This window comes from Vibrio proteolyticus NBRC 13287 (genome assembly GCF_000467125.1).
In the GTDB taxonomy this organism is placed as follows: domain Bacteria; phylum Pseudomonadota; class Gammaproteobacteria; order Enterobacterales; family Vibrionaceae; genus Vibrio; species Vibrio proteolyticus.
The window spans coordinates 67,737-93,616 of the sequence record NZ_BATJ01000005.1; the positions used below are offsets into that span (position 1 = coordinate 67,737).

Sequence of the window (25,880 nt, forward strand, 5' to 3'; positions counted from 1 at the left end):
CCAAATTGTGCTGATTAGTCTTTAACGAAGTCTGTCCATGCACGAGTCAGTACACGAGACGTTTTGTGAGGCAAAGGCTTAGAGCTGTAAAGTTTCTCTTGCGTTGCCTCGTCTGGGTAGATGCCCGGATCGTCCAAAATGTCTGCTTCAACAAACTCACGCGACGGCGGGTTCGGGTTGGCGTACCAAACGTAGTTGCTGATTTCAGCAATCACTTCCGGACGCAGCAGAAAATCGATGAACTTGTGCGCATTTTCCGGGTGTCTGGCGTCACGAGGAATCGCCATCAGATCGAACCAGGCCAGCGCGCCTTCTTTGGGAATCGAGTACGCCACTTCAACGCCGTTGTCCGCTTCTGCTGCGCGGTCTGAGGCTTGCAGTACATCGCCCGACCAGCCTATAGCGACACAAATATCACCGTTGGCAAGATCATTGATGTACTGAGACGAGTGGAAGTACGTCACGTACGGACGAATCTGCTTAAGCAGCGCCAGTGCGTCTTTCTTGTAGTCATTCGGATCGGTACTGTTGGGATCTTTGCCGAGATAGTTCAGCGCCGCTGACATGATTTCAGTCGGCGCATTCAAAAAGCCCACCCCGCATTTCGACAGCTTTGCCATGTTCTCCGGTTTGAACACCAGATCCCAGCTGTTGACGGGTGCGTCTTCACCCAGAGCAGCTTTCACTTTCGCTACGTTGTAACCAAGACCGGTAGTCCCCCACAGGTAAGGTATCGCATAGTTGTTATCCGGGTCGACCGAATCCGCGAGGATCTTCATCAGGCGAGGATCCAGGTTGGCGTAGTTAGTGAGCTTGCTCTTATCCAGTTTCTGGAAAGCGCCCGCTTGCGCCTGTCTGCCAAGGAATGAATCACTCGGTACCACCAGGTCAAACCCTGTGTTGCCTGACAAGATTTTCGCTTCCAGCACTTCGTTGGAGTCGAACACGTCGTACACCACTTTGATGCCGGTTTCCTTTTCAAACTTGGCAATGGTGTCTTCTGCAATATAATCAGACCAGTTGTAAATGTTGAGTACCTTATCCTCCGCAGCAAGCGATGTTATCGGGCTCAGCCCTATCGTCATCCCTAACGCTACCCCAAAGTAAGCTTTTAGTTTTCCCATGTGGATCTCCGTTTCCTCTTCTTTGCTTTGGTGTTGTCCTCGTCAACTACTGCTGAACGTCGGCGAGCGTTTTATCCAGTGCGAGTTTTGCCAGATCAACCAGTTGGTCGATCTCTTCCTTGCTGATCACCAGCGGTGGTGAACAAATCATCGAGTCGCCGACCGCACGCAGCACTACGCCACTGGCAAAACAGTGTTCGCGGCAGCGGGTGCCAACATCGATCTCTTTGGCAAAGCGGGCGTGTGTGGCTTTGTCTTTCACCAGTTCTATCGCCCCGACTAAGCCTTTGCTGCGCGCTTCCCCGACTAAAGGATGCTCAGCCAACTCAGCCCAGCGGCTGGCAAAATAAGGGGCAATCTCTTCTCTAACGCGGCTGACAATATTGAGACGTTGCATCTCTTTGATATTGGCAATAGCAACCGCACAGGCCGCAGGGTGGCCTGAATAGGTAAAGCCATGGGCGAACTCGGTATCTGCATCCGTGAGCACCTCGGCAACATGGTCACGCACCATAACACCGCCCAACGGCAGGTAACCGGACGTAATGCCTTTCGCCATGCACATCAAATCCGGTCTGATGTTGTATGTTTGGCTGGCAAACCATTCACCGGTTCGGCCGAAACCACAAATGACTTCATCAACCACCAACAGAATGTCGTATTTGTCACAAATGCGCTGAATCTCAGGCCAGTAGCTGTCTGGTGGAATGATCACGCCACCGGCGCCCTGGATAGGCTCAGCAATAAAGGCCGCCACATTGTCTTCACCCAACTCAAGAATTTTCGCTTCCAGTTGGCGTGCGCGCTCAAGACCAAACTCGTTGGCATCCATACCCTGACCTTCACCGAAGTGATACGGTTGATCGATATGGACAATGTTCGGTAGAGGTAAGCCACCCTGCGCATGCATAAACGCCATGCCACCTAAACTGGCACCAGCCATGGTACTGCCGTGATAGGCATTTTTGCGACTGATGATGGTTTGTTTGGAGAGTTTGCCTTTGCTGGCCCAGTAATGGCGAACCATACGCACCACTGTGTCATTACACTCAGAGCCGGAGCCTGTAAAGAAAACATGATTCATGCCTTCTGGCGTGATTTCCGCCAGCAGCGTCGACAGCTCAACCGCCGGTGGATGGGTGGTCTGGAAAAACAGGTTGTAATAAGGCAGTTGGTGTAACTGCTCGGTCGCCGCATCAATCAGCGGCTGACAGTCGTAGCCCATGTTCACACACCACAAGCCCGCCATACCATCCAGAATCCGGTTGTCGTTTTCGTCATAAATGTACACGCCTTTCGCGCGCTTGATGACACGAGAACCTTTTTGATTCAGTGCTTTAAAGTTAGTAAACGGGTGCAGGCAGTGTGCACTGTCTTGTTCAATCCATTTAGACATAGTTTTTTCCCATCTGACATTTAAATCAATTTTCTATTTAAACATTGAGCAGTAAGAACTCACGTTCCCAGGAGCTGATCACCTGGAAGAAGGTTTTGTATTCTTTACGTTTGATGGCAACGTAAGCGGATACAAAGCGGTCCCCAAGAATTTCACGCAGTTCGTCGCAGCTCTCCAGCAACATCAGCGCCTCTTCTAAGGTGTGAGGCAGTGAATATGGCCCGGTACTCACGTCCTCCGTGCACTTTTCAGTCGGCTTTAGCTTCTCTTTCATACCGAGATAACCACAAGCCAGTGTCAGCGCCATCGCCAGATAAGGGTTGGCGTCAGCGCCGGCATAACGGTTTTCTATCCGGCGTGATTCTTGGTCGGAAACTGGCACGCGCAATCCGACCGTGCGATTGTCTTCACCCCACGCCACGTTGGTAGGCGCCGATTCACCAAACACCAGACGGCGATACGAGTTCACGTTTGGCGCAAAAAAGGCAATCGCCGCGGGCGTATACTTCTGCATGCCTGCGATGTAATTCAGAAACAGTTCGCTGTTGGAACCATCTTCATTGGCAAACAGGTTTTTGCCGCCTTTATCGACCAGGCTCTGGTGAATGTGCATTGCACTGCCCGGCTCATCTTCCATCGGTTTTGCCATAAAGGTGGCGTACACGTCGTGACGCAGCGCCGCTTCACGCACCGTGCGTTTGAACAGAAACACCTGATCCGCCAGGTCGAGAGGTTGGCCGTGGTCGAAATTCAGTTCCATCTGCGCCGCGCCGGATTCGTGCACCAGCGTATCTACGTCGAGCCCCTGCATTTCGCAGTAGTCGTACATGTCCTCAAAGATGGGGTCGAACTCGTTAACCGCGTCAATACTGAACGACTGACGCGCGGTTTCCGGGCGGCCATTGCGGCCGACAGGCGGCTCCAGCGGGTAATCCCAGTCGAGGTTCTTTTTGACCAGAAAAAATTCCAGCTCAGGTGCCACTATCGGCTGCCAGCCTTCTTTCTCGTACAGGCTCAGTACGCGTCTTAATACCGCACGCGGAGAAATTTCCACTGGGTCGCCTTCCACTGTCAGGCAATCGTGAATCACCTGAGCTGTTGGGTCTTTGGTCCAGGGGACAAATCGGATTGTGTTCGGATCCGGTTCCAGCGTCATGTCCTTCTCAGTCAGATCGATCATGCTTTCATCGTCTGGCCAATCTCCGGTCACGGTCTGGAAAAAAACCACTTCGGGAAGACGCATGCCCCCCTCCCGAAGAAATTTTTTCGCTGGCATGATTTTCCCTCTCGCATTACCAGTCATGTCCGGAAACAGACACTCAACCTCCGTAATTCGATTCTCTTCAATCCATTTCTTAATCGTTTCCATAAATCCTTCTTTGTTCAGCTATTGGCGTTTTGTGTGTAAAACTGGCTTCACTTTGTTGGACTACCCTGTTTGGGTATCCACCCTGTGGTTAAAAGAACACTAACGTTCTGACTTTAGGTGAATAAATCTGAAAATCGCGTCTTTTCGGCCCAGGTCGACAATGACGAAAATATCACTATCTGATAATTAGCATTGGCCTCAACCTGTTTAAAAGTCAACCGAGCATGTTAAATATTTTGTAATTAATGGGACTTAAATTAACATTTTAGTTACATTGGTGTTGTAATTTACTAAACATCAGGTATATGGTTAAAAAGCAAGCAATGTCGTCTGCAAGCTCTTCGGAGCCTTATAAAACAAGGAAATGTTTTACGTTAGCGTGGAGGAAGCACTGTGGGTTTAACGAATATTGCCGAGCAAACCGACAATATAAATCACTTGATCAGTAAACATGATCAACGTGTGATTGAACGATTTATCGAACAACACCCAGATGTAACAACCGTGGATTTGATCCTGTTTGACATGAACGGTGTCGTCCGCGGCAAACGCATCAATACACCTCAACTGGGCAAAGTCGTCGAGCAAGGTATTTGCCTGCCGGCTTCCGTATTTGCGCTCGATATTTGTGGTGAAACCGTCGAAGAAACCGGATTGGGTTTTGAAAAAGGAGATGGTGACTGCATCTGCAAACTGGTGCCAGACTCGCTGCAACTGATCCCCTGGCAGGAAAACAGTGCTCAAGCCATTGTCACTATGTATGAACCCGACGGACAGCAGCCGTTTTTCGCCGACCCTCGCCATGTTCTCACTCAGCAACTGGAGAAGCTGCAACAAAGCTGCTATCAGCCTTGTGTGGCGGTTGAGCTTGAGTTTTATCTTCAGGATCAGCAATCCGATGAGGCGGGCAATCCTCAGCCTCCAATTATGCCACTCAGTGGCGATCGCATGACTCAAACCCAGGTTTATTCTCTGGAAGAGCTGGATGAGTTCAAAGCTTTTCTGGATGAGGTGATTTCCGCATGTCACGAGCAAGGCATTCCCGCTGAGAACATCAGTGCGGAATACGCTCCGGGACAATTTGAAGTCAACCTTAAGCACACCACCGATGTGTTACTGGCGTGTGACCAGGCCATGTTGCTAAAACGTGTGGTGCGTTCCGTTGCCAAAAAGCATGGCTTCTACGCTAACTTTATGGCCAAACCCTACACCGACTATGCTGGCAACGGATGCCACATCCACATCAGTTTACTGGATGAAAGCGGATTGAATGTATTTGGCAGTGATGAAAAGCAGTTACTGCACGCCGTTGCCGGGACACTGAATCACCTGGAAGAGTGCATGGCGGTATTTGCGCCGAATGCCAACTCTTATCGCCGCTTGCAACCAAACATGTTTGTGCCACTGCATGCCACATGGGGCTGGGATAACCGCACCGTCGCCGTTCGGATCCCCGCCAGCGGAGAAAGCGACAAACGGATCGAGCACCGCCTATCAGGTGCCGACGTGAACCCTTACCTCACTGTGGCAGTTCTGCTGGCATCTATATTAGACGGAATTGAGCAACAGTCTCAGGCTCCCGAGCCGATCGATGGCGACGCAACCCTACTCGATCTACCGAGCTTACCTATCTCCTGGGATGGCGCGTTGCAGGCATTTGCCGCCAGTGAGTTCTTACGCAAGAGCCTGGGCGAAGAGTTTTGTAAAGTGTATCTTGCCGCCAAAAAACACGAACAGGAGCGTTTTTCAGCTCAGGTATCACCACTGGAATACCAGTGGTATCTCTAAACACCCACCCAACACCATAAAGAAAGGACGCCAACATGAGAGTGAAGCACACCAATTCTTACTACGCGGCATCGAAAAATCAGAGTTTTGAGTTTCCCGAACTTCAGGGGGAGCATACCGCCGATGTGTGTGTGATTGGTTCAGGCATCACGGGAACAACGGCGGCTCTGGAACTGGCCAATCGTGGCTTTAAAGTGATTGTGCTCGAGGCAAACCGGGTTGGCTGGGGCGCCTCAGGACGCAGTGGCGGTCAAGCGATATTTGGCTGGGCAGCCGATCAGCATAAACTGGAAAAAATGGTTGGCTTTTCAGATGCCAAAAAGCTGTGGGATATTTCTGTCGAGGCACTGGCCCTGACCAAAGAGAACATTCGCAAGTACAACATTGACTGTGACTGGCGTGATGGTATGGCTCATCTGGCGATGAAGCCGCGTCAGGATCAGGAGTTGCAGGAATGGCACGACGATCTGCATCAACGCTACGGCTATGAATCGCTGAAAATGTGGGATAAGCAACAGGTTCGTGACAACATTGCCAGTGACAAATACACCTCAGGTCTGTTTGACAGCAACAGCGGCCATCTGCACCCGCTCAACTACACACTCGGCTTGGTCAGAGCCGCCAGTGAGGCTGGCGCTTTGTTTTATGAAGCCAGCAAAGTACATAAAATTGAGCACGGTGAGACCGCTACACTGCACACTCAGGCCGGCACAGTTAAAGCCAAACATGTGATCCTTGCCTGTAACGCTTATATGGAAGGGCTGGAAAGCTCGCTTGAAAACAAGGTCATGCCGGTGGGCACATACATCTGCGCGACTGAGCCACTTGGCGAGGAGGCAACCGCTGCATTAATGAAAAACCATATCGCAGCCTGTGATATTAACTTTGTGCTCGATTACTACCGTTGTTCAGGCGACTATCGCATGCTGTTTGGCGGCCGGGTCAGTTACTCTGGTATGGAGCCACTCAATCTGGAAAAAGCCATGCGCGCCCGCATGCTGGATATTTTCCCGCAGCTGGATCACGCCAAAATCGATTTCGCCTGGGGGGGTAATGTCGCCATTACTATGAATAGGGCTCCGCATTTTGGCCGTCTGAAACCCAACGTCTACTTTGCCCAGGGATTCTCCGGACACGGTATTGCAGCAACCGGAATGGCCGGAACGTTGATGGCAGAGTGTGTCGCCACTACCGCAGAGCGCTTTGCCATTTTTGATAAGATCCCACACCTGCCATTTCCCGGTGGCCGATTACTCCGCACGCCAGCACTGGTGCTTGCGATGTCTTACTACCGTGTGAGAGACATGCTGTAAGCGGTTATACCCATGCACGTCGATTAGAGACCACCTGCTATCACAGGTGGTTTTTTTGTTGTTGCCAATTCTGCAGTCGCAGTAAACGCTGACGGCTCGATATGTCAAAAGGCTGTATCATCCGGCTCACCAAATAGTGAACCATTGATTATCCATACTATTAATATTATGTGCGCATTTATATACAAACCAGATAGTTATAGGAACTCTTTTTGTTTCAAACAGTTATCTCTTTCTCATTAAATGCAGTCTCTCAGCAGTGCTTTTTAGCAAATTTTTGTCATTTTTTTGCCCTGATAATGTGCCAGCTTTCTTTTTCTCACTAGTGAATGCTTTCAGGTTTTTTGCAGACTCTATGAAATATCCAGTACTTTCATCTGAATTTTAAGGGTGTAATTTTTCCTTTACTCTCCGAAATTTAACAATTTCGCGCACATTTTAACACTTTAGTTACACTTACATTGACTGGGTATACCGAGATTCATCACTGGATAGTGTGGCATAGGCAGCAGTATAAGATGCCGCATTGATGATTCGCAGGACAGAATGTTGAAGTCGTCGTTATCGCGAATACCGTTCCTACTATGTTCTCCGGTATTACCTGTGCATTGACAAGTGATCAACTGTCTCAATCGTCAGACAGCATCAAAAGGAGCTTGAGATGAACGTTCAGGCATTACCCATGCATCGGTTTATCGACCATCAGGGAGAACCTGTTGGAACGCTGCCAGCCTGGGCAGATTTACCTACCCTGACCAACTTTTATCGTGACATGGTACTCACCCGTACCTACGACTATAAGGCCGTCGCACTACAACGTACCGGTAAACTTGGTACCTATCCTTCCCATTTGGGTGCGGAAGCCGTCGGCATTGCTGTTGGTCACGCATTGCACAAGGATGACGTGTTCATTCCTTATTATCGCGATATGCCCGCCATGTGGGTACGCGGTATCCCGATGGAAAAAAACATGCAGTACTGGGGCGGCGACGAACGCGGTAGCGACTTTTATCCGGTTGACTTATCCGACCCTGGAAACGTGACATCGTCACAAGAGCACTGCCGGGACTTGCCTTTCTGCGTACCGATCGCGACCCAATGTACTCATGCCGTCGGTGTGGCCGCTGCATTGAAAATAGAGGGACAACACCACGCAGCGCTGGTCACTTGTGGCGACGGTGCGACTTCGAAAGGAGATTTTCTTGAGTCGATCAACTGTGCCGGAGCATGGAATATTCCGCTAGTCTTTGTGGTGAACAATAACCAGTGGGCGATCTCCGTTCCCCGCCGCTTACAGTGCGCCGCCGATTTCTTGTCTGAAAAAGCCAAAGGAGCTGGTATTCCAGGCATGACCGTTGACGGTAATGATGTCGTCGCCATGTACGATGCTATTCACACAGCGATGGAACGCGCCCGCAAAGGGAAAGGTTCAACATTAATCGAGGCGGTCAGCTATCGCCTTAGCGATCACACGACCGCCGACGATGCCAGCCGCTATCGCAGTGAAGATGAGCTGCAACAAGCGTGGCAGTACGAACCCGTGAAGCGCCTCAAAGCGTACCTGATGGCTCAGGGTGCCTGGTCAGAGCAAGAAGAATCCGAATGGGAAGTGCACTGTAAACAACTGGTGGAACAGGCCGTAGAGCGCTACCTGAACTTAGCGCCTCAGGCGCCTGAGTCGGCTTTTGATTATCTTTACGAAACCTTACCGGCTGAGCTGCACCCGCAGCGGGACGAATTGATTAATAAAGCAATGCGCATGCAAGGAGGCAAACATGGCTGAGATGACTCTAGTCGAAGCGGTCAACCTCGCTTTGCATCATGAAATGGAACACGACAATCATGTGATCGTGCTGGGGGAAGATGTCGGCGATAACGGCGGTGTCTTCCGTGCCACCGTTGACCTGAAAGAAAAATTCGGCCTCAAGCGTGTGATTGATACACCACTGGCCGAAGCCCTGATTGGCGGTGTGGCAGTCGGGATGGCAAGCCAAGGGCTGCGCCCTGTAGCAGAATTCCAGTTCCAGGGGTTTGTTTTCCCGGCCATGGAACATCTGATGTGTCATGCGGCGCGTCTGCGTAACCGCACTCGTGGACGTCTGACCTGTCCTGCCGTCTTTCGTGCCCCTTATGGCGGTGGGATCCACGCGCCGGAACACCACTCAGAGAGTATTGAAGCGTTGTTTGCTCACGTTCCTGGTTTTAAGGTCGTGGTGCCCTCTTCGCCACAGCGGGCTTATGGCCTGCTGCTGGCTGCAATTCGCAGCAACGATCCGGTGATGTTCTTCGAACCTAAACGTATCTACCGCACCGTAAAATCGGAAGTGAGTGACAGCGGTATCGCATTACCACTGGATACCTGCTTTACCTTGCGCAAAGGACGCGATCTGACGCTGGTTACCTGGGGAGCCAGTGTGGTTGAGTCTTTACAAGCAGCGAAAACGCTCTCTTCTCAAGGGATAGAAGTTGAAGTGATCGACCTCGCCAGTATTAAACCCATCGACACCGCCACTATTTTCCGCTCACTGGAAAAGACCGGCCGCCTTCTGGTGGTTCATGAAGCGAGTAAAACCTGTGGTGTTGGCTCAGAGATTCTCGCTCGTACCGCCGAGCACGCAATGTGTTTACTTAAAGCGCCACCACGACGTGTGACTGGTATGGATACCGTTATGCCCTATTATAAAAATGAGGATTACTTCATGATTCAGCAAGACGACATTGTCAACGCGGCACGAGAACTAGTGGAGGGTTGGAAATGAAATCTTTTATGCTCCCTGACCTCGGTGAAGGGCTTGCCGAGTCGGAAATTGTTAGCTGGCACGTCAATGTTGGCGACACTGTAAAAGTGGACCAAATTGTCCTGACGGTCGAAACAGCCAAAGCCACCGTCGATGTCCCCGCCCCCTACAGCGGTAAGATTGTCAGCCGCCACGGTGAGGAAGGCGATGTGATCAACATCGGTGCCTTGTTGCTCGAAATCGAAGAGTCCGGCAGCAGTGCTTCAGCACAATCCACACGCAAAAAAGAAGATGCTGCCACGGTAGTGGGCAGTGTCTCTCACCAGTCACATCAGGTAGACGTCGATGACTTCTGGGTTGGCGGCGATCACAATACCTCCTCGGAAGCTCTGCTTTCCGCTATGCCTTCTGCCCGATTACTGGCGCAAAAGCTGGGGGTCGATCTGCATAAAACCCACGGCAGCGGCCCGAACGGTTTGATCACCGATGCCGATGTATACAGTGAAGCCGATAAACAGCTTCCGGGTACTGAAGTACTAAAAGGTGCACGACGCACTATGGTCAGCACCATGGCGGAGTCTCACCACAATGTCGCCGCCGTAACGATCACCGAAGAAGCGTTGCTGGTGAACTGGCAACCGCGCGAAGACATCTCTGCCCGTTTGATTCACGCCATCGTCTACGCCTGTGAACAAGAACCGGCAATGAACGCCTGGTTTGACGCAGAAACCATGACGCGCTGCGTTCACAGCACAGTGAACATCGGGATTGCCGTTGATAGCTCGCACGGTTTGTATGTACCAGTACTGCGTCACGCAGACAAATACAGCTCGCAAGGGGTGCGTGACTGGCTGAACGAAACGGTAGAGGGCATTCGCGAGCGCCGCGTTGGCCGCGAACAACTGCAACACGCCACCATCACTCTGTCGAACTTCGGTGCGATTGCGGGCATTTTTGCGACACCAGTGGTCTCTCCTCCGCAAGTGGCCATCGTCGGTGCAGGGCGTATTCTTGAGCGCGTGATCATGCGTGACGGCCAGCCAGTTCCTGCCAAGGTGATGCCGTTGTCCATTACATTCGACCACAGAGCCTGTACGGGTGGTGAAGCGGCACGTTTCGCGAAAGCCATGGTCGAGCACCTGCAAAAAGAAATGACCTCATAGTGCAAGAAACGAGCAACAAAAAGTAAAAAGCGGCGATTTCGCCGCTTTTCATTTGTCTTCTTATTTGATGTATGTGGTATCGAAACGCCGCTTCGATACACACGTTACCTTCAAACAGACTCAATCAGCGCAGGCATGATCTCAAACAGATCGCCCACTAAACCGTAGTCTGCCACCTGAAAAATAGGCGCATCCGGGTCGCTGTTGATTGCCACGATCACTTTCGAATCTTTCATCCCTGCCAGATGCTGTATTGCCCCAGAAATACCAACGGCAATATACAGTTCGGGCGCGACGATTTTCCCGGTTTGCCCCACCTGTAGATCATTGGAGACAAATCCGGCGTCCACCGCCGCGCGGGATGCGCCAATCGCACCACCCAGTTTGTCGGCCAGTTGTTCCACCAGTGCAAAACTCTCTTTGCTGCCCAGCCCTCGTCCACCTGAAACCACCACGCGAGCGGCTGGCAGTTCAGGACGAGCACTCTCTGTTTTCTGCACATTCACAAACTCAGCGAGGCCTGGATCCGGTTCGATGGTGATGGTGTGCTCTTCAGCCAGTTCACCTGAGGCCACTTGCAAGGCATCAAAAGCCGAGCTGCGCACCGTCATGACTTTCACCGAATCGTCCGAACGTACCCGCGCCAACGCATTCCCGGCATACACCGGACGCACCACCACATCGGGTGATTCAATGGCGACGATATCCGATAGTTGTCCGACATTCAGTAACGCGGCCACTCTTGGCATCACATTCTTGCCAAAAGTAGTCGCGGCGGCGATCAGGTGCGTAAACGCCTTACCTTCTCTGGCAATCAACAGCGACAGCGATTCCGCCAGTGGGTGTTGATATAATTCATCATCGGCGACCAACACCTGTTTAATGCCCTCCAGGCGCTGAATCTGTTCGACCACAGAGTGGCATTGATGACCAGCCACCAGAACTGAAATACCATCTGTAGCCTTGAGATCTAAAGCGGCTTTCAGTGCGCGCAACGTGTCGACGGATACGCTGCTATTGTCGTGCTCGGCGACCACCAGCACGGATACTTGATTCACATCCATTGTTGTCTCCTGCTTCATCGCTTACAGCACTTTGGCTTCGTTCTTTAGTTTGTCCACCAGCTCGGCCACGCTGTCCACCATGATCCCAGCCTGACGTGCCGGTGGGGTCATCACCTCCAGTACCTGCTGTGAGCTCGACACCGTGATGCCCAGATCGTCTGCCGTCATCACCTCAAGCGGTTTCCGCTTCGCTTTCATAATATTGGGCAATGACGCATAACGCGGTTCGTTCAAACGTAAATCCGTGCTTATGATCGCCGGAAGTGACAACTTGACGGTTTCCAGCCCGCCATCCACTTCACGCGTCACCAGCGCGGTGTCTCCTTCCACTTTTACCTGCGAAGCAAAGGTGCCCAGTGCCAGTCCCGTCAGTGCCGACAACATCTGCGCAACCTGGTTGTTGTCAGTATCTATCGACTGTTTACCCAGCAAGACCAGACCATGTGACTCTTGACTCATCACAGCCTGCAGTAGCTTAGCGGCGGTTAAAGGTTGAGGGGCCTGCGCCACGTCAATGTGCAGAGCACGATCCGCACCCAGCGCCAGTGCCGCGCGCAGTTGCTCCTGACAACTGGAATCGCCAATGGACACCACGGTCACTTCGTCTGCGATCCCCGCTTCTTTCAGGCGCACCGCTTCTTCTACTGCTATTTCACAAAACGGATTCATCGCCATTTTGACGTTGTTGGTTTCCACACCAGAGCCGTCACTCTTGACCCTGATCTTTACGTAAGGGTCAATCACGCGCTTTATTGCGACTAAAACTTTCACACAGCCTCCTCACTTATCTTAGAGACGCTGCTCAGGTCATTTATAATATATTGATCTGACTGGATAACAGCTGAATATCCTGACCTGAGCGCTACGGGTTAAGTAAGCGTTAAATATAGAAATAGTTTGCCAGATCGATCTTATCTTTGAGCTTAGTTGAGTTTACGTTTACGTCAACTGGACTATATTTATGATTAAAATCGTTGCGTAGAGACAGGTTTACACCATGGAAAGAGAATCAATGGAATTTGATGTCGTCATCGTCGGGGCTGGCCCGGCGGGATTGTCGGCGGCTTGCAAACTGGCACAGCTTAACCGTGACTCAGGCGGAGAGTTATCGATATGCGTTGTAGAAAAAGGGGCGGAAGTCGGCTCACACATTATCTCAGGAGCCCTATTTGAAACGACGGCTCTCGATGAACTGTTTCCCGACTGGCAAAGCATGAATGCCCCACTGCAAACCCGGGTCAAGCAAGATGAGTTTTTGTACCTCACCACAGAAAACAACCACGTAGTGGTGCCCGGTTTCGCGACTCCTGAACCGATGAAAAACAGTGAAGACAATTATGTGATTAGCCTGGCTGATCTGTGCCGCTGGCTTTCGGAACAAGCAAGCGAGCTGGGTGTCGAGATCTTCCCTGGCTTTCCTGCGGCTAACGTCAACATTGATGCCAACGGCGCGGTCAGCGGCATCACCACCACTGACATGGGGCTGGATAAAAACGGACAGCCTAAAAGCAACTTCGAACCTGGAATTAACCTCAATGCCAAGTACACCATTTTTGCTGAAGGCTCGCGTGGGCACTTAGGTAAACAGCTGATTGAACATTATCACCTTGATGCAGGCAAACAGCCACAGCACTACGCCATCGGTTTGAAAGAGATCTGGGAAGTGCCGAACGCCTCACCCGGACAGGTCATTCACGCTGCAGGCTGGCCTCTGCGCGAAGAACAAGCCACCGGTGGCAGCTTTCTTTATCATCTGGACGACAAACATATCGCGGTCGGCCTGATTGTCGATCTTAACTACCGCAATCCTTACCTCAGCCCGTTTGATGAGTTCCAGCGCCTCAAGCATCACCCCGTTTTTCGTCAGCATCTCAAAGACGGCCAACGCATTGCGTACGGAGCTCGGGCCATCACCAAAGGCGGATTGTCTTCGTTGCCAAAACAGCAGTTCCCCGGAGGGGTGCTGGTCGGTTGTGATGCTGGCACGCTGAATGGTGCAAAGATCAAAGGGAATCACACCGCAATGAAATCCGGTATGCTGGCCGCAGAGGCAGTGTATGACGCTCTGGAAGCCGGTCACGTCCACTCTGAACCGGATTATCAGGGCAAATTTGAAGCGTCATGGTTATACCAGGAGTTACACAGCACCCGTAACTTTGTCCCTGCTATTCATAAGTTTGGCAGCCTGTGTGGCGGCGCGTTGGCGGCATTCGAGCATAACTTCTGGAAACCCGTATTCAAACACTCGTTTCCACGCACGCTAACCGATAAACGCCCTGATCATTCCAAGCTTATGGAAAAAAACCAGTTTCAACCGATTGAGTACCCTAAACCAGATGGCATCCTCAGTTTTGACAAACCCTCGTCGGTGTACCTGTCCGGCACTCAGCATGAGGAGAATCAACCTTGTCACTTGGTGCTCAGTGATCCAAATATCCCGGTCGATTCCAATCTTCCGCGGTTTGATGAACCGGCTCAGCGTTACTGCCCGGCGGGCGTGTACGAAATCGTCATGCACGACAATGCGCCGGCGCTGCAGATTAATGCCGCTAACTGCGTACACTGTAAAACCTGCGACATTAAAGATCCGGCGCAAAACATCAACTGGGTGCCACCGGAAGGCGGTGGCGGGCCGAATTATCAGAGCATGTAAACGCGATCAAAAAAGCCTCTCAATTGAGAGGCTTTTTTCTGGGTAAGCCAGACAACATCAGTTCGGCTGTTTGCTTAACACGCGGTCAATGTCCGCCGCGCTATGACGTTCTGGCACCTGCTCCCACTCCTCTCCCCATGAGCGGTTAACGATGCGACCACGCTTTACAGCCTCACGTTCTGCGATCTCTTTTGCCCAGCGCAGAACGTTAGGATAGCTTTCCACATCCAGAAATTCTGCCGCATCGTAGGCGTTGCCCAAAGCCACGTTTCCATACCAGGACCAAATCGCAATATCAGCAATACTGTACTCATCACCCGCCACGTAATGGGTTTTCGCCAGTTGTTTATCCAACACATCCAATTGACGCTTGGCTTCCATCGCAAAACGGTTGATCGGGTATTCAAACTTCTCAGGTGCGTAGGCATAGAAATGGCCAAAACCACCACCGAGGTATGGCGCAGAGCCTTGCAGCCAGAACAACCAGTTCATCACCCGGGTGCGAGCGGTCAGTTCTGTCGGCAGCAAGTGACCAAACTTTTCCCCCAGATAGAACAGGATATTGCCAGATTCGAACACATTTACAGGCTCGTCACCTGAGCGGTCGACCATAGCAGGGATTTTCGAGTTTGGATTGACATCAACAAAACCTGAACCAAACTGGTCCCCTTCACCGATACGGATCAGATAGGCATCGTACTCGGCTTCTTTCACCCCAAGAGCCAACAGCTCTTCCAGCATGATCGTGACTTTCTGACCGTTCGGCGTGCCCATTGAGTAGAGCTGAATAGGATGTTGGCCGACGGGCAGTTCCTGTTCATGTCTGGCACCTGAATCCGGGCGGTTGATGCTCGCCCACTGACCGCCGTTCTCAGTATCCATCTTCCAGACTTTTGGTGGTGTGTATTCGTTTGCCATCGTTTTTCCTTATCTGTTTTAGGGATCGACTTAATCTATATCTGGGCAAAATTGCTAGATAAAACCCCCACCTCATCATTTGGTTAGAACAAACGGTTATGGGTAGGGATATGAAGATATAAGACAGGCGCAGACCGGCTTTTCTTTCGCGAAAAAGCCGACGACAAGATGTATTTAGTTTGGGCCGCACATGTTAGTTAATTGCTGAATCATCTGGCGCTGGGTGATGACGCCTTTATAGCGTCCTTCTTCCACTACCACCACAGGTAAACTGAGCCGGTTGCTGCGCACAAGTTCGATCAATTCTGACATCGGCATGCTCTTTTCAACTCTGGGGAAATGCACATTCATGACTCCCGCTACAGGTTTGTTCCAGATCGCCGCTTCTTTCGAGGTTTCGAGTTTGGTGCCCATGGCTGGCGTCAGATGCAGGTTAAGTGTCGGGCGGTCGATCAAACCAACACACTCTCCCCGATTGATCACCGGCAGCACCTCAGCTTCCAACGAGCGCTGATACTCGTATGCAAGTGAAATTGGTTCTCCCGGATCCATATGAGGTAGATTTTTTTCGGCCAGCGCCATCACATCCGCTCCTCCTGAGGCATCTCCACACGCAGGTTCGTCATAATTGCAATGCGTAACTAACTTAATCCGCTCGTGTACCTCCGCCAATGAGCGTTTCAGCTCATCCATTTCCAGCGGATGGGAAAAAACATAACCTTGCATATAATCCACGCCAAGGTAAGCCAATAACTGAGCTTCTTCGAGCGTTTCAACCCCTTCTGCAATCACTTCGATGTGGTATTTGTGGCACAACTGAATCAGGAGTTTAACCACCTGATGATGGGTTCCGGACTCGCTGAAATTTCGGAAGAAACTGCGGCTGATTCTGAGCAGATCAAAACACCCCGACTCCAGATAATAGGCAATGTCAAACCCCATGCCCATGTCATCCAGCGCTACTCGTGTCCCCTTATCTTTGAGTCTGGGTAGGACTTCCCGAAATTCAAACGGCTTTGAGTTGGGTTTGAGTTCATTCACATCAATCACGATCTGTGACATATCCAGATCCACCGACGTGGCAAGGAATTCAACAAAATCAAATAATAAGCCGATATTTTCACTGGTGTTGGGCGACAGATTGACGTTGATAAAGTTACCTTCTTCACGCAGCTGACTGACAAAATCGGTAAAACTCTTCTGGTACACCATCAGGTCGATTTCAGACACCAGATCCAGCTCTTCGGCGATGCCAATCATCTCTCGGGTATCGGCTTTGAGTTGTTCTGTTGATGGAAAGCGACACAGCGCCTCATAACCTGCGATCTGCCAGGTTCTGGCATTGATAATGGGCTGATAAGTCACGCGCAGTGCACTGTTTCGGATCACCTGTTGGAGATAGTTCTCCAACACACGCTCGCGTTTAAGTTGGGCTTGTAACGTCGTGCTAAAAAAGCACAGGTGCTGCGTACCATCATCACCAGTGTTAGACATCGTCGCCTGTATCGCGTGAACCACAGCGCTGGCAACCGTATCACTGTCATGACCAAGCGCGGAAATGCCAATGCAGCATTTTTTCGCAGCCTGATGCGCTTTCGGACTGTAGGCCATGAGTTCATCGAAGAAATTTTTGATCACCTGACACATCTGGCGAAACTGATTCTGGCCAGAAAAGGAAGGTTCGCACAGCGAGGCAAGGTAAAGATTACTTTGCACTTTAGCGAATAAGCGCACGCATTTCAGTGACAGCGCCCGACTCTCAAACTTTTCCACATCAGAGGCATCGGCGCTGAACTTAAATGCCACCACCAGATTCAGGCAGCGGTATTTCATGTCTTTGATTTGCGCTTCAGCCGACGCAATAAACGAATCTTTCGAGTGGAGCTGATACTTATCAACGGATCCGGTGTTAGATACGAGCTTTTCCATGTGCTACTCCTGCTCAACCGCTCAACTGAAGCCATTACACTATAAGTTTAATATGACACTTTAAGTTTAATGGCAGAACCCAACCTTTGCGAAATCAGTGGCATAATTAAACGACAAAACGGGCTATAACTATCGTGACGCAGCGCTCTTTTTGACCAATAGGTTTTTCGCCATTTATGCAGAGCACTGCGCGTGCGCCTTCCCTCTGCTTGTGATATCGCGATGCTTAACGTAACGCCTTGATTTCATGACAAGGCTGATGCGCAAGAAATCCTGTCACTACGGCCGCGACCTGTTGTTTGATCTCTGGCTTGCCGTAGTCGGACATGTCCATATGTTTCGAATCCGGGATGGTGACAATGCATCCGTCATATTGCTGTTGCTCGTTGTCACTGAGCAATACCTCTGCCGCGGTCGGATACTCCGTCGCACGCAGTGACAATACCCGTACATCTGAACGTTTCGGCAAGCTGACCCGTCGGTGGTCGAGTGTGATCACCGCAGAAACATAAGGCTGGTTTTCGTTGGCCAGCCACGCGGAAATATCACCGCCGTTAGAGTGACCGATCAACGTGAGATGATCAAATTGGTACTCTGGAAATTTTTTGGCTAACTCACGTTGCAGGTAGTCCAGTGTTTGTGCTCCTCTACGCCAGTTTTCGATCCGGGTTTGATACAGGTCGCCCGTCCGCGATAGCGGCGGATCATTCTCTAGCTCATGATCGACAGCAACGGTCAGATACCCCTGAGTATTCAGTGGCTCAGAAAGAAATTGATACTGCTGATAAGGCACCCGATACCCTGCGCTGATAACGGCCACCGGACACGGTGAGGTCACCAGGCAAGATGATGGGTCAGTCGGATAGCCGATGGTCACAGGAATTACACGCTCTCGTTGACCATCTATTATATTGAGTGTGTCCGCCTGTGTTGCGAACGCTGCCAGAGTCAGCAGCAAACCTGCGAATGTACGCATGCCTTACCTATATAGTTAATGATCTATCAACAGATCAGTATTTGAGTTGGTTGTCCTCAAGCCACTGTTCCCAGTTGGTTATACCGAACTTTTTCTTGGCCGAAAAGACGTCCAGCGCAAGCAACAATCCGGTCGCGACACCAAAAAACAGTGATGAATAACACTGTCCGAGTGTGATCCCCTGCAACTGCCAGACGGACAAGAACATGATCACTCCCCATGACACCGTCCCGAGCACGCTCTGCCACAAAAACAGCTTCCACGGCGATTCAAATAATCTTGGCCGATACTGTTTGCCCGGAATACTCGCCAACCAACACGGATAGGGCCTGACAAGGCGCTCACTGACACCTTTGATCTTGAGATATTCCTGAATAAATTCACTTTTTTGCATATAGTCACCTCGATAGAACAGGATTCTAACGGGCAGCCTTGAACAACAAAGCGCATATACTGAAATTTGTGAAGTTCTATCCAGTGATCGTTCTGTGTATCAACAATCGAAACACTGTGTCAGGTTAGGTGCTGTTCAACTAGGAGACATCACCTCACAATCAGCGCTGACGGTTGTACTCCGCCGCCCTGCGAATCAGTGACTGAAATGCCAGAGCATCTAATTCACCACCTTCAGCAATATCAATCGCCCGGCGAGCTTTGCCCTCCAGACTGGCATTAAACAGTTGCTGAGGATCGTCAATAGCAGCACCATTGAGAAATGTCAGTTTGACTTTCTCCTTATAGGATTCTCCGGTACAGATCATGCCGTCTTGTGACCAGACAATCACGCCCAGTGGATTACTGGGTTTTATCCATTTACACTCTTCTTTAACCTCAGGAAGCGCTTCGTGAATCAGCGTCCTCAATTGGCTAAGACATTCGCCGCGCCAATCACCGAGTGAAGCAATCTTGGTATCCACACTGCTGGCATACCGATTAGAACCAGAATCATTTTGCATTACGCTTTCCCCTCTGTCTCAACCTGGTAGTGGTAACCTATCGTCTGCGCAATAACCTGAAAGCCATACTTCGTGACAATCGGACGGCTCATATCGGACGCATCGATGATCAAATATCGTTTTCCGCGCGCTTTTGCCTCAGCAATACGTGCATTCAACATCGCGGTGTAATAGCCCTGCCCACGAAACGCTTCCAGTGTGCTGCCACCCCAAATCCCGCCAAATGGACTGTTTGGCGTAAAGATGATCCACGCCGATGCAACCGGTGTTCCTTCCACATACACCACGTAGATCGAGATCATCTCTGGTGACAGTCGCTTCATATTCAGCAAATACGCAAACTGGCCATCGAAGTTCTGTCCCCAAACCTGCTCCTGAACGGTAATGGCATCGCGTATGCCACCTTCTTCGGTGACGTCCGTCACGGTGATGCTCTGGGGAGGCACGGATGGCACGAGTAATAAGTCCAGAGCCATGAATGTTTCTGCTTCGGCCGGCACAAAACCGTGCTCGATTAACCGCATACCTATGTCTGAGGGAGAATCCGTCGAATAGGTCTTCCACTCAAAATTACGTTTACAACGGGTAAAAAACTCAATTTCCTGCTGAATGAACGGCCCGGCTTGGTGTGAAGAAAAATCAAAAAAAGAAATGAAACTGCCGTATTCCGTATCCGAGACAAACTTAACCAAGTGTGGTGCAACAATGATCTCACCACCCGCTGGCGTTAATTGCCGACGCTCAAACTGGTTATATGCCTGCATGATCTGCGCTGTATCCATTAATGGGAACTCCCTTTCACACCAATTCTCGGCCTCAGTTTAATACATCACTGCTCTGACTCTGCCATCAGCTTGTGAAACGCATGTAAGTTCTGATCTTTAAATAACATCGTCCAGGCTTCTAACACTGGCTGAGTGTAGACATTCAGTTTGCGGAAAATTTCGACGGCAAACTCGATAGGAGCGACACCGCCCGCCGTTATGATCAAATCAGAACTGACAGCCGGTTGCTGCCGATAATGAGCGCTGCCCTGATAGCCGGTCATCTCCAGATACGCAGCGGCGTTACTGGTGTGTGGCACATTGTCGAGTAAACCTTTCTTCGCCAGCGCTACCGTCGCGCCACAAATGGCGGCGACCGGAACGCCCTCTGCCACACACTGAACGGCTTTGTCGGCAAAATCAGAGATCCCGTCAGATTCAGCGCTATCTCCGCCCGGAAGGATCAGCATTTTCGCCTGTTTGATTTGCAAGTCGTCTAAGCAGAGATCGGGCAGAATCCGAATTCCACCTTTGGTGGTGGCCGGCTCTAAAGTGCGCCCCACCGTTTTGACTGTAATACTGCCAGGATGCTGCTGAAACTCTTTGGAGTTGAGATGAGCCATGACATAACCGTACTCCCAGTCGGCCATAGTGTCGTACACTGCCAAATAAACTGTTCCGCTTTCCATTGCGTTTTCCTTGTTGAATTGGGCCAAAGTGAGGGCCAAAACAGCCCTCTTCGTATGACTGGCTTTTATGATATCGATTGAGTATCGATTCGCCCAGCGATATTTTACTGCCCATCACAAACACAAAAACGCTGACCAGACAGATCAGCGTTTTGCGTCACTCATCGTGAGAGCAAAGCTACATCCTCATGCCACCATCCACTTCCAGAACACGCCCGGTAAAGTAGTCGTTTTCAAAAATGTACTTTGCCGCGTGGGCAATTTCAGCCGCCTCGCCCATTCGGCCGACCGGAATCATTTTCTGTAAACGCTCGATCGCCTCAGGTTTGAGTTGGTTTGCCATTGCGGTATGCACCACCCCGGGGGCGATGGCCGCCGCCCGAATGCCATAGCGAGACAGTTCCTTCGCCCAGGTCGTGGCCATGGTCGCCACGGCAGCTTTCGACGCAGCGTAGTTTGTCTGGCCGATGTTCCCTGCCCGGGCAACGCTGGAGATGTTAATGATGACACCTTTGCGCTGGGTTGCAATCATACGCGCGGCGGCTTCCCGACCACAAAGAAAGGTGCCATTCACGTTGACTTGCATGACGGTATTAAACTGCTCCAGCGGCATCTTAGTCATTTCACCATCTTTCACTTTGATCAACATGCCATCGCGCAAGATACCTGCGTTGTTAATTAAGCCGTCCAACTGACCAAAGTCCGCGACAATTTCATCGAACACTTGCTCAACCTGGCTTTCATCCGTTACATCGACCGGATAAATATTGGCTTTGACACTGAGCATATGACATTGCTCCTGAGTACGTCGCAGACCCTCTTCATTCACATCCAACAGCGCCAACTGCGCCCCCTCGTGCGCCAGAGTAATCGCCATCATCTGACCCAATCCCTGGCCGGCGCCGGTAATCGCAATAACACTTTCATTCAGATTCATTTGTGCTCTCCCTGTTTTGCCCGGTAAAACTCAAACAGGCTCGAGAAATCCAGTTCGTCGTTGCCGTTGGCATTGTGCATTGCGTACAGATTGCGCGCCAGCGCTCCCATTGGAATCGACGACTGACTTTTCAGCGCCGCCTCCATACCAAGCCCCAGATCTTTTAACATCAATTTACTCATGAAGCCGGGTTGATACTGATGGCTTGCCGGTGCGTTCTCCATAACGCCGGGGCACGGGTTATACAATTCCAACGCCCAGTTACGCCCGGAGCTTTGCAGCATGATGTTGGACAAAACGGTCGGATCAAGACCATTTTCTATTCCGAGGTTCAACGCTTCACAGGTTCCCGACATCAGAATACCCAGCATCAGATTGTTGCAGATCTTCGACATCTGACCATCACCCGCTTTCCCGGCATGGAAGATATTCTTACCCATATGGCGTAAGATCGCTTCTGCTTCAGAAAACGCCGAATCGGTACCGCCGACAATAAACGTCAGCGTGCCGGCCTGCGCGCCAGCCACCCCCCCAGAAACAGGGGCATCCACAAAATCCAGTCCTTTCTTTTCAGCCTCTGCCGCAACAATGCGGGCCGATTCCGGATCGATGGTGGATGAATCAATCAGGAACGTATGCTCACTCACCAGATTCAGTAACCCGACGCCACCGGAATGATCACCCAGATAGACGGATCGAACATGCTGACCGGCAGGTAGCATGGTGACGACCACATCGACCCCCTGCACGACCTCTTCCAGTGTGGTGGCAGATTCCGCCCCCCAAGATTCCAGCGCCGCAACCGCCGCGCTATTGAGGTCAAACACCCGGACCGGATGGCCTGCCGAAAGCAGGTTCTGAGCCATCGGTGCGCCCATATTACCCAGACCGATAAATGCAATTTTCTTCATTTCGTGCCTCCTGGCTGAAAAATTAGATGTTTTGACCCAATTGACTCAAGGGATGAGTTTCCGGCGTCCACAACGAAGTAAACAAGGTGTCTATTACACTGCGTTCTACATCATCAATGGACTTGTACATCCAGTCGGGTTGGCCATCTTTATCAATGAGTCTGGCGCGTACGCCTTCCTTAAACTCGCCCAATACCGCACTGCGCACCGACAGCGTCAGTTCCTGACGAAAACAATCCGGCAGAGATAACGAGTGACATTGTGTCACTTGGCGATGGCAGATGTGAGCTGTGATCGGGCTGCCCTCTGCAAAGGTTTTTTTCGCCGCGGCGAGCCAGTGGCTGTCGCCTTCAATCATCATGATATTGTCCTGGATGATACCGAGATCCGAGGCACTGCTTGCACTGATGATCTGTTCACGAAATGGTTTGAGCTGGCTAACCGGCATGTTATCAATGAACTGACGCGACAAACTCTCAAGAATATCGGTCACCACTGCGTGTTGGTTCGCACCACATTGCCAGACATAGTTTTGCAGGCTTTCGAGTAATGGGTCTTTGTGCTCCGCCAGTAAAAAGTGATCGGCAAGATGAATATCCAACGCATCCGAGGCGTTCACTACCGCGCCAGTCAGGCCGAGGAACAATCCAATCCCTGGCTCCAACCGGTTGAGAAACCAGGTACCGCCGACATCAGGGTACAATCCGATACTGATTTCTGGCATTGCGAGCCGCGATTTGGGCGTCACGACTTTGTGGCTGGAGGCCATAAACAGCCCCATGCCCCCCCCCATGACAATGCCGTCTCCCCAGGCGATCACTGGCTTCTTATATGTGTGAATCAGATAATCGGTTTGATACTCAACGCTGAAATAGCGGGTACAAAACTCTTCAATGATGGCTTTGGGCTCTTCACACATCACCTGATGCATCGTGCGAACGTCCCCACCCGCGCAAAACGCTTTTTCTCCGCTACCGAGCAGAACCACGCACACAATCTGTTTGTCGTCCTGCCACTTTTCCAACTGAGCCTTGAGCTGCACCAGCATGTTGAGCGTAAGTGCATTGAGCGACTGTGGATTATCCAGCGTTGCCACCCCAACTCTGAATTCTCCCTGGCTGCATTGCAGCTCTGCGAAACTGACTTGATCAGTCATACGACCTCCTGAAAGCTGTCTGCTTGTTCTTGTCCTGATGTAAACAGCCTCTGGCTATCTGTTTTTCCACACCGGCTTACGTTTTTGCAAGAATGCCTGAACCCCTTCCGTTTGATCTTCGGTATCAAACAATCGGACAAACAACTCGCGCTCTTTTACCAGACCCTGGCCTTGCGATTCGTAACGGTTGTTCTGGATTAATGTCTTGCAAGCGCTGACCGACGACGGTGATTGACTGGCAACGGATTCCGCCAGTGCTACGGCTACATCTAACGCTTGACCTTTAGGCACCACTTCTTCGACCAGCCGAATGGCGAGCGCTTTGTGTGCGTTAACCTGTTCGCCACACAAAATGATGCGTTTCGCCCAGCCTTCTCCGACTAACGCCGTGAGATTCTGTGTTCCGCCCGCACAGGGCAGCAAACCAACTTTCGCTTCAGGAAGCGCCATCATTGCTTGTTCTTCCGCTATACGGATATCGCACGCCAGCGCCACCTCAAGCCCACCTCCCATCGCGTAGCCGTTGATCGCCGCAATAGAAACGCCACGAAACCCTGACAAAGTTTCAAAAGCCTGACCAAAAGTGTGCGCCATTTCAGACGCGACCGTTTTATCGCCGTCAGCAAACAGCTTCAGATCGGCTCCGGCTGAAAAAAACTTCTCGCCCTGGCCGGTGATCACCAGTGCGTACACCTCTCTATTTTCATTGAGACATTCCACCAATTGTTTCAGCTCATTGAGGCTTTGCGCCGTCCAGGTGTTGGCCGGTGGATTATTGATGGTGACAATAGCAACATGATTCTGAATCTGGGACTGAATCGTCTGCTCAGTATATTGTGACATCGTGTTATCCCTTCTGACGTTATAAGATTTCAGCTTCATCCGTGAGTAAGCGACGGGCAATAATGAGACGCATAATTTCATTGGTACCTTCCAGAATCTGGTGCACACGCACATCGCGGAAGTAGCGCTCCATCGGGTATTCACGGATATAACCATAGCCGCCATAGAGCTGTAGCGCCTCATCACACACTTTGAACCCGACGTCTGTCGCAAAGCGTTTGGCCATGGCGCAATACGCCGTCGCCTGAGGATCGCCCCGATCCAGCTTACTGGCGGCGTAACGTACCATCTGACGTGCGGCTACCAACTCGGTCGCCATGTCCGCTAACTTGAACTGCAAGCCTTGAAACTGAGCCAGGTTTTTACCGAACTGTTTGCGCTCCTGCATATATTGCGTGGCATGATTCAATGCCTGTTGCGCCGTGCCAACCGAGCAGGTGGCGATATTGATGCGTCCGCCATCCAGCCCTTTCATCGCGAACGTAAAGCCTTGCCCTTCTTCGCCCATCAGATGGCTGGCGGGAATTTTCACATTATCGAACGTAATCGCTCGGGTCGGCTGACTGTTCCATCCCATTTTAGGCTCTCTGCGGCCGTACGTGATGCCTTCCGCATTCGCCGGGACCACAAAGGCAGAAATGCCTTTCGGTGACGCATCTCCGGTCCGCGCCATCACGACCAACACGTCGGTATCACCAGCGCCAGAGATGAACGTCTTCGCGCCATTGAGGACATAACCATCACCTTCTTTGCGGGCTGATGTGGTCAACGAGGCGGCGTCGGATCCGGCGTTCGGTTCAGTCAGACAATATGATCCCAACCATTCACCCGTAACCAATTTAGGACAGATATCGTCTTTCACTTCTGGCGTCGCAAAGCTGGCGATCATCCAGGTCACCATGTTGTGTATGGTCATAAATGCCGTGGTCGATGTGCATCCCATGGCCAACTGCTCAAACACAATAGAAGCATCCAGCCGGCTCAACGCCAGCCCCCCTTGTTCCTCCGGGGTATACAAGCTCAAAAAACCGAGTTCCCCCGCTTCTCTGAGTACGTCTTTAGGGAAAATATGCTGTTCATCCCATTCAGCCGCCATTGGGCTGAGCCGTTCTGTGGCAAACTGGCGCGCCGTGTCGGCAAACGCGCGCTGATCTTCATTCAGTTCAAAATCCATATGTTGCTCCGCTGTAAGC

At 51.2% G+C, this 25,880-nt stretch carries 23 protein-coding genes; 6 read left to right on the plus strand and 17 right to left on the minus strand.

The genetic code is table 11. The features are described from left to right. Positions 1-14 precede the first annotated feature (14 nt). The 3 genes from VPR01S_RS07700 to VPR01S_RS07710 are packed head-to-tail and all read right to left on the minus strand — an operon-like array spanning position 15 to position 3,889. Positions 15-1,124 carry a polyamine ABC transporter substrate-binding protein gene (locus tag VPR01S_RS07700; RefSeq protein WP_021704745.1) on the minus strand — a complete coding sequence of 370 codons (1,110 nt, stop codon included), beginning with the start codon at positions 1,122-1,124 and terminating at the stop codon, positions 15-17. Positions 1,125-1,170: 46 nt separating this feature from the next. Beyond that, a complete protein-coding gene (locus VPR01S_RS07705; protein ID WP_021704746.1) occupies positions 1,171-2,520 on the minus strand; it encodes an aspartate aminotransferase family protein in 1,350 nt (449 codons plus the stop codon). 37 nt (positions 2,521-2,557) lie between these two features. Next, positions 2,558-3,889, minus strand: a complete 1,332-nt coding sequence (locus VPR01S_RS07710) for a glutamine synthetase family protein (RefSeq protein WP_021704747.1) — start codon at positions 3,887-3,889, stop codon at positions 2,558-2,560. 429 nt (positions 3,890-4,318) lie between these two features. Between VPR01S_RS07710 and VPR01S_RS07715 the strand changes: the two genes are divergently transcribed. The 5 genes from VPR01S_RS07715 to VPR01S_RS07735 all read left to right on the plus strand — a co-directional run bounded on the left by VPR01S_RS07715 (position 4,319) and on the right by VPR01S_RS07735 (position 10,891). Then, complete coding sequence (locus VPR01S_RS07715) at positions 4,319-5,677, plus strand: glutamine synthetase family protein (RefSeq protein WP_425585307.1); 1,359 nt, start codon at positions 4,319-4,321, stop codon at positions 5,675-5,677. Between the two features lie 35 nt (positions 5,678-5,712). Then, the gene (locus VPR01S_RS07720) at positions 5,713-6,990 is read left to right on the plus strand and encodes an NAD(P)/FAD-dependent oxidoreductase (protein WP_021704749.1); all 1,278 of its coding nucleotides are present in this window, start codon (positions 5,713-5,715) and stop codon (positions 6,988-6,990) included. 661 nt (positions 6,991-7,651) lie between these two features. Then, positions 7,652-8,773: a pyruvate dehydrogenase (acetyl-transferring) E1 component subunit alpha gene (gene pdhA, locus VPR01S_RS07725; protein ID WP_021704750.1), complete on the plus strand. Its 1,122-nt coding sequence runs from the start codon at positions 7,652-7,654 to the stop codon at positions 8,771-8,773. Next, positions 8,766-9,749, plus strand: a complete 984-nt coding sequence (locus VPR01S_RS07730) for an alpha-ketoacid dehydrogenase subunit beta (RefSeq protein WP_021704751.1) — start codon at positions 8,766-8,768, stop codon at positions 9,747-9,749. The genes pdhA and VPR01S_RS07730 overlap by 8 nt, the downstream gene beginning before the upstream one ends. After that, positions 9,746-10,891: a dihydrolipoamide acetyltransferase family protein gene (locus VPR01S_RS07735; protein WP_021704752.1), complete on the plus strand. Its 1,146-nt coding sequence runs from the start codon at positions 9,746-9,748 to the stop codon at positions 10,889-10,891. The genes VPR01S_RS07730 and VPR01S_RS07735 overlap by 4 nt, the downstream gene beginning before the upstream one ends. Before the next feature lie 110 nt (positions 10,892-11,001). Here the strand turns inward: VPR01S_RS07735 and VPR01S_RS07740 are convergent, their stop codons facing one another. Beyond that, positions 11,002-11,955, minus strand: coding sequence for an electron transfer flavoprotein subunit alpha/FixB family protein (locus VPR01S_RS07740; protein ID WP_021704753.1), 954 nt, complete (start codon positions 11,953-11,955; stop codon positions 11,002-11,004). Positions 11,956-11,976: 21 nt separating this feature from the next. After that, a complete protein-coding gene (locus tag VPR01S_RS07745) occupies positions 11,977-12,726 on the minus strand; it encodes an electron transfer flavoprotein subunit beta/FixA family protein (protein WP_021704754.1) in 750 nt (249 codons plus the stop codon). Between the two features lie 226 nt (positions 12,727-12,952). On the opposite strand from VPR01S_RS07745, the gene VPR01S_RS07750 reads away from it, so the two are divergent. Next, complete coding sequence (locus VPR01S_RS07750) at positions 12,953-14,608, plus strand: electron transfer flavoprotein-ubiquinone oxidoreductase (RefSeq protein ID WP_040902427.1); 1,656 nt, start codon at positions 12,953-12,955, stop codon at positions 14,606-14,608. Between the two features lie 57 nt (positions 14,609-14,665). Here the strand turns inward: VPR01S_RS07750 and yghU are convergent, their stop codons facing one another. The 12 genes from yghU to VPR01S_RS07810 form a co-directional block, all read right to left on the minus strand. Next, complete coding sequence (yghU, locus tag VPR01S_RS07755; protein ID WP_021704756.1) at positions 14,666-15,526, minus strand: glutathione-dependent disulfide-bond oxidoreductase; 861 nt, start codon at positions 15,524-15,526, stop codon at positions 14,666-14,668. A gap of 174 nt (positions 15,527-15,700) precedes the next feature. After that, positions 15,701-17,455 carry an EAL domain-containing protein gene (locus tag VPR01S_RS07760; protein WP_021704757.1) on the minus strand — a complete coding sequence of 585 codons (1,755 nt, stop codon included), beginning with the start codon at positions 17,453-17,455 and terminating at the stop codon, positions 15,701-15,703. A 226-nt stretch (positions 17,456-17,681) separates the two neighbouring features. Further along, positions 17,682-18,431: an alpha/beta hydrolase gene (locus tag VPR01S_RS07765; RefSeq protein ID WP_021704758.1), complete on the minus strand. Its 750-nt coding sequence runs from the start codon at positions 18,429-18,431 to the stop codon at positions 17,682-17,684. A gap of 34 nt (positions 18,432-18,465) precedes the next feature. Next, positions 18,466-18,825, minus strand: coding sequence for a DUF6404 family protein (locus VPR01S_RS07770; protein ID WP_021704759.1), 360 nt, complete (start codon positions 18,823-18,825; stop codon positions 18,466-18,468). A 160-nt stretch (positions 18,826-18,985) separates the two neighbouring features. Then, positions 18,986-19,387: a DUF1801 domain-containing protein gene (locus VPR01S_RS07775; protein WP_021704760.1), complete on the minus strand. Its 402-nt coding sequence runs from the start codon at positions 19,385-19,387 to the stop codon at positions 18,986-18,988. After that, positions 19,387-20,169 (minus strand): GNAT family N-acetyltransferase, encoded by a 783-nt coding sequence (locus tag VPR01S_RS07780; protein WP_021704761.1) that lies wholly within the window; start codon positions 20,167-20,169, stop codon positions 19,387-19,389. The genes VPR01S_RS07775 and VPR01S_RS07780 overlap by 1 nt, the downstream gene beginning before the upstream one ends. A gap of 47 nt (positions 20,170-20,216) precedes the next feature. Next, the gene (locus tag VPR01S_RS07785; protein ID WP_021704762.1) at positions 20,217-20,840 is read right to left on the minus strand and encodes a type 1 glutamine amidotransferase family protein; all 624 of its coding nucleotides are present in this window, start codon (positions 20,838-20,840) and stop codon (positions 20,217-20,219) included. A gap of 178 nt (positions 20,841-21,018) precedes the next feature. Further along, a complete protein-coding gene (locus tag VPR01S_RS07790) occupies positions 21,019-21,777 on the minus strand; it encodes an SDR family oxidoreductase (RefSeq protein ID WP_021704763.1) in 759 nt (252 codons plus the stop codon). Continuing rightward, complete coding sequence (gene mmsB / locus VPR01S_RS07795; protein WP_021704764.1) at positions 21,774-22,688, minus strand: 3-hydroxyisobutyrate dehydrogenase; 915 nt, start codon at positions 22,686-22,688, stop codon at positions 21,774-21,776. The genes VPR01S_RS07790 and mmsB overlap by 4 nt, the downstream gene beginning before the upstream one ends. A 22-nt stretch (positions 22,689-22,710) precedes the next feature. Next, positions 22,711-23,844 carry an enoyl-CoA hydratase/isomerase family protein gene (locus VPR01S_RS07800; RefSeq protein ID WP_021704765.1) on the minus strand — a complete coding sequence of 378 codons (1,134 nt, stop codon included), beginning with the start codon at positions 23,842-23,844 and terminating at the stop codon, positions 22,711-22,713. A gap of 54 nt (positions 23,845-23,898) precedes the next feature. Beyond that, on the minus strand, positions 23,899-24,687 hold the full coding sequence (locus tag VPR01S_RS07805; RefSeq protein WP_021704766.1) for an enoyl-CoA hydratase: 789 nt from the start codon (positions 24,685-24,687) through the stop codon (positions 23,899-23,901). Between the two features lie 19 nt (positions 24,688-24,706). Further along, positions 24,707-25,861 carry an acyl-CoA dehydrogenase family protein gene (locus VPR01S_RS07810; RefSeq protein ID WP_021704767.1) on the minus strand — a complete coding sequence of 385 codons (1,155 nt, stop codon included), beginning with the start codon at positions 25,859-25,861 and terminating at the stop codon, positions 24,707-24,709. Between the last annotated feature and the right edge of the window lie 19 nt (positions 25,862-25,880).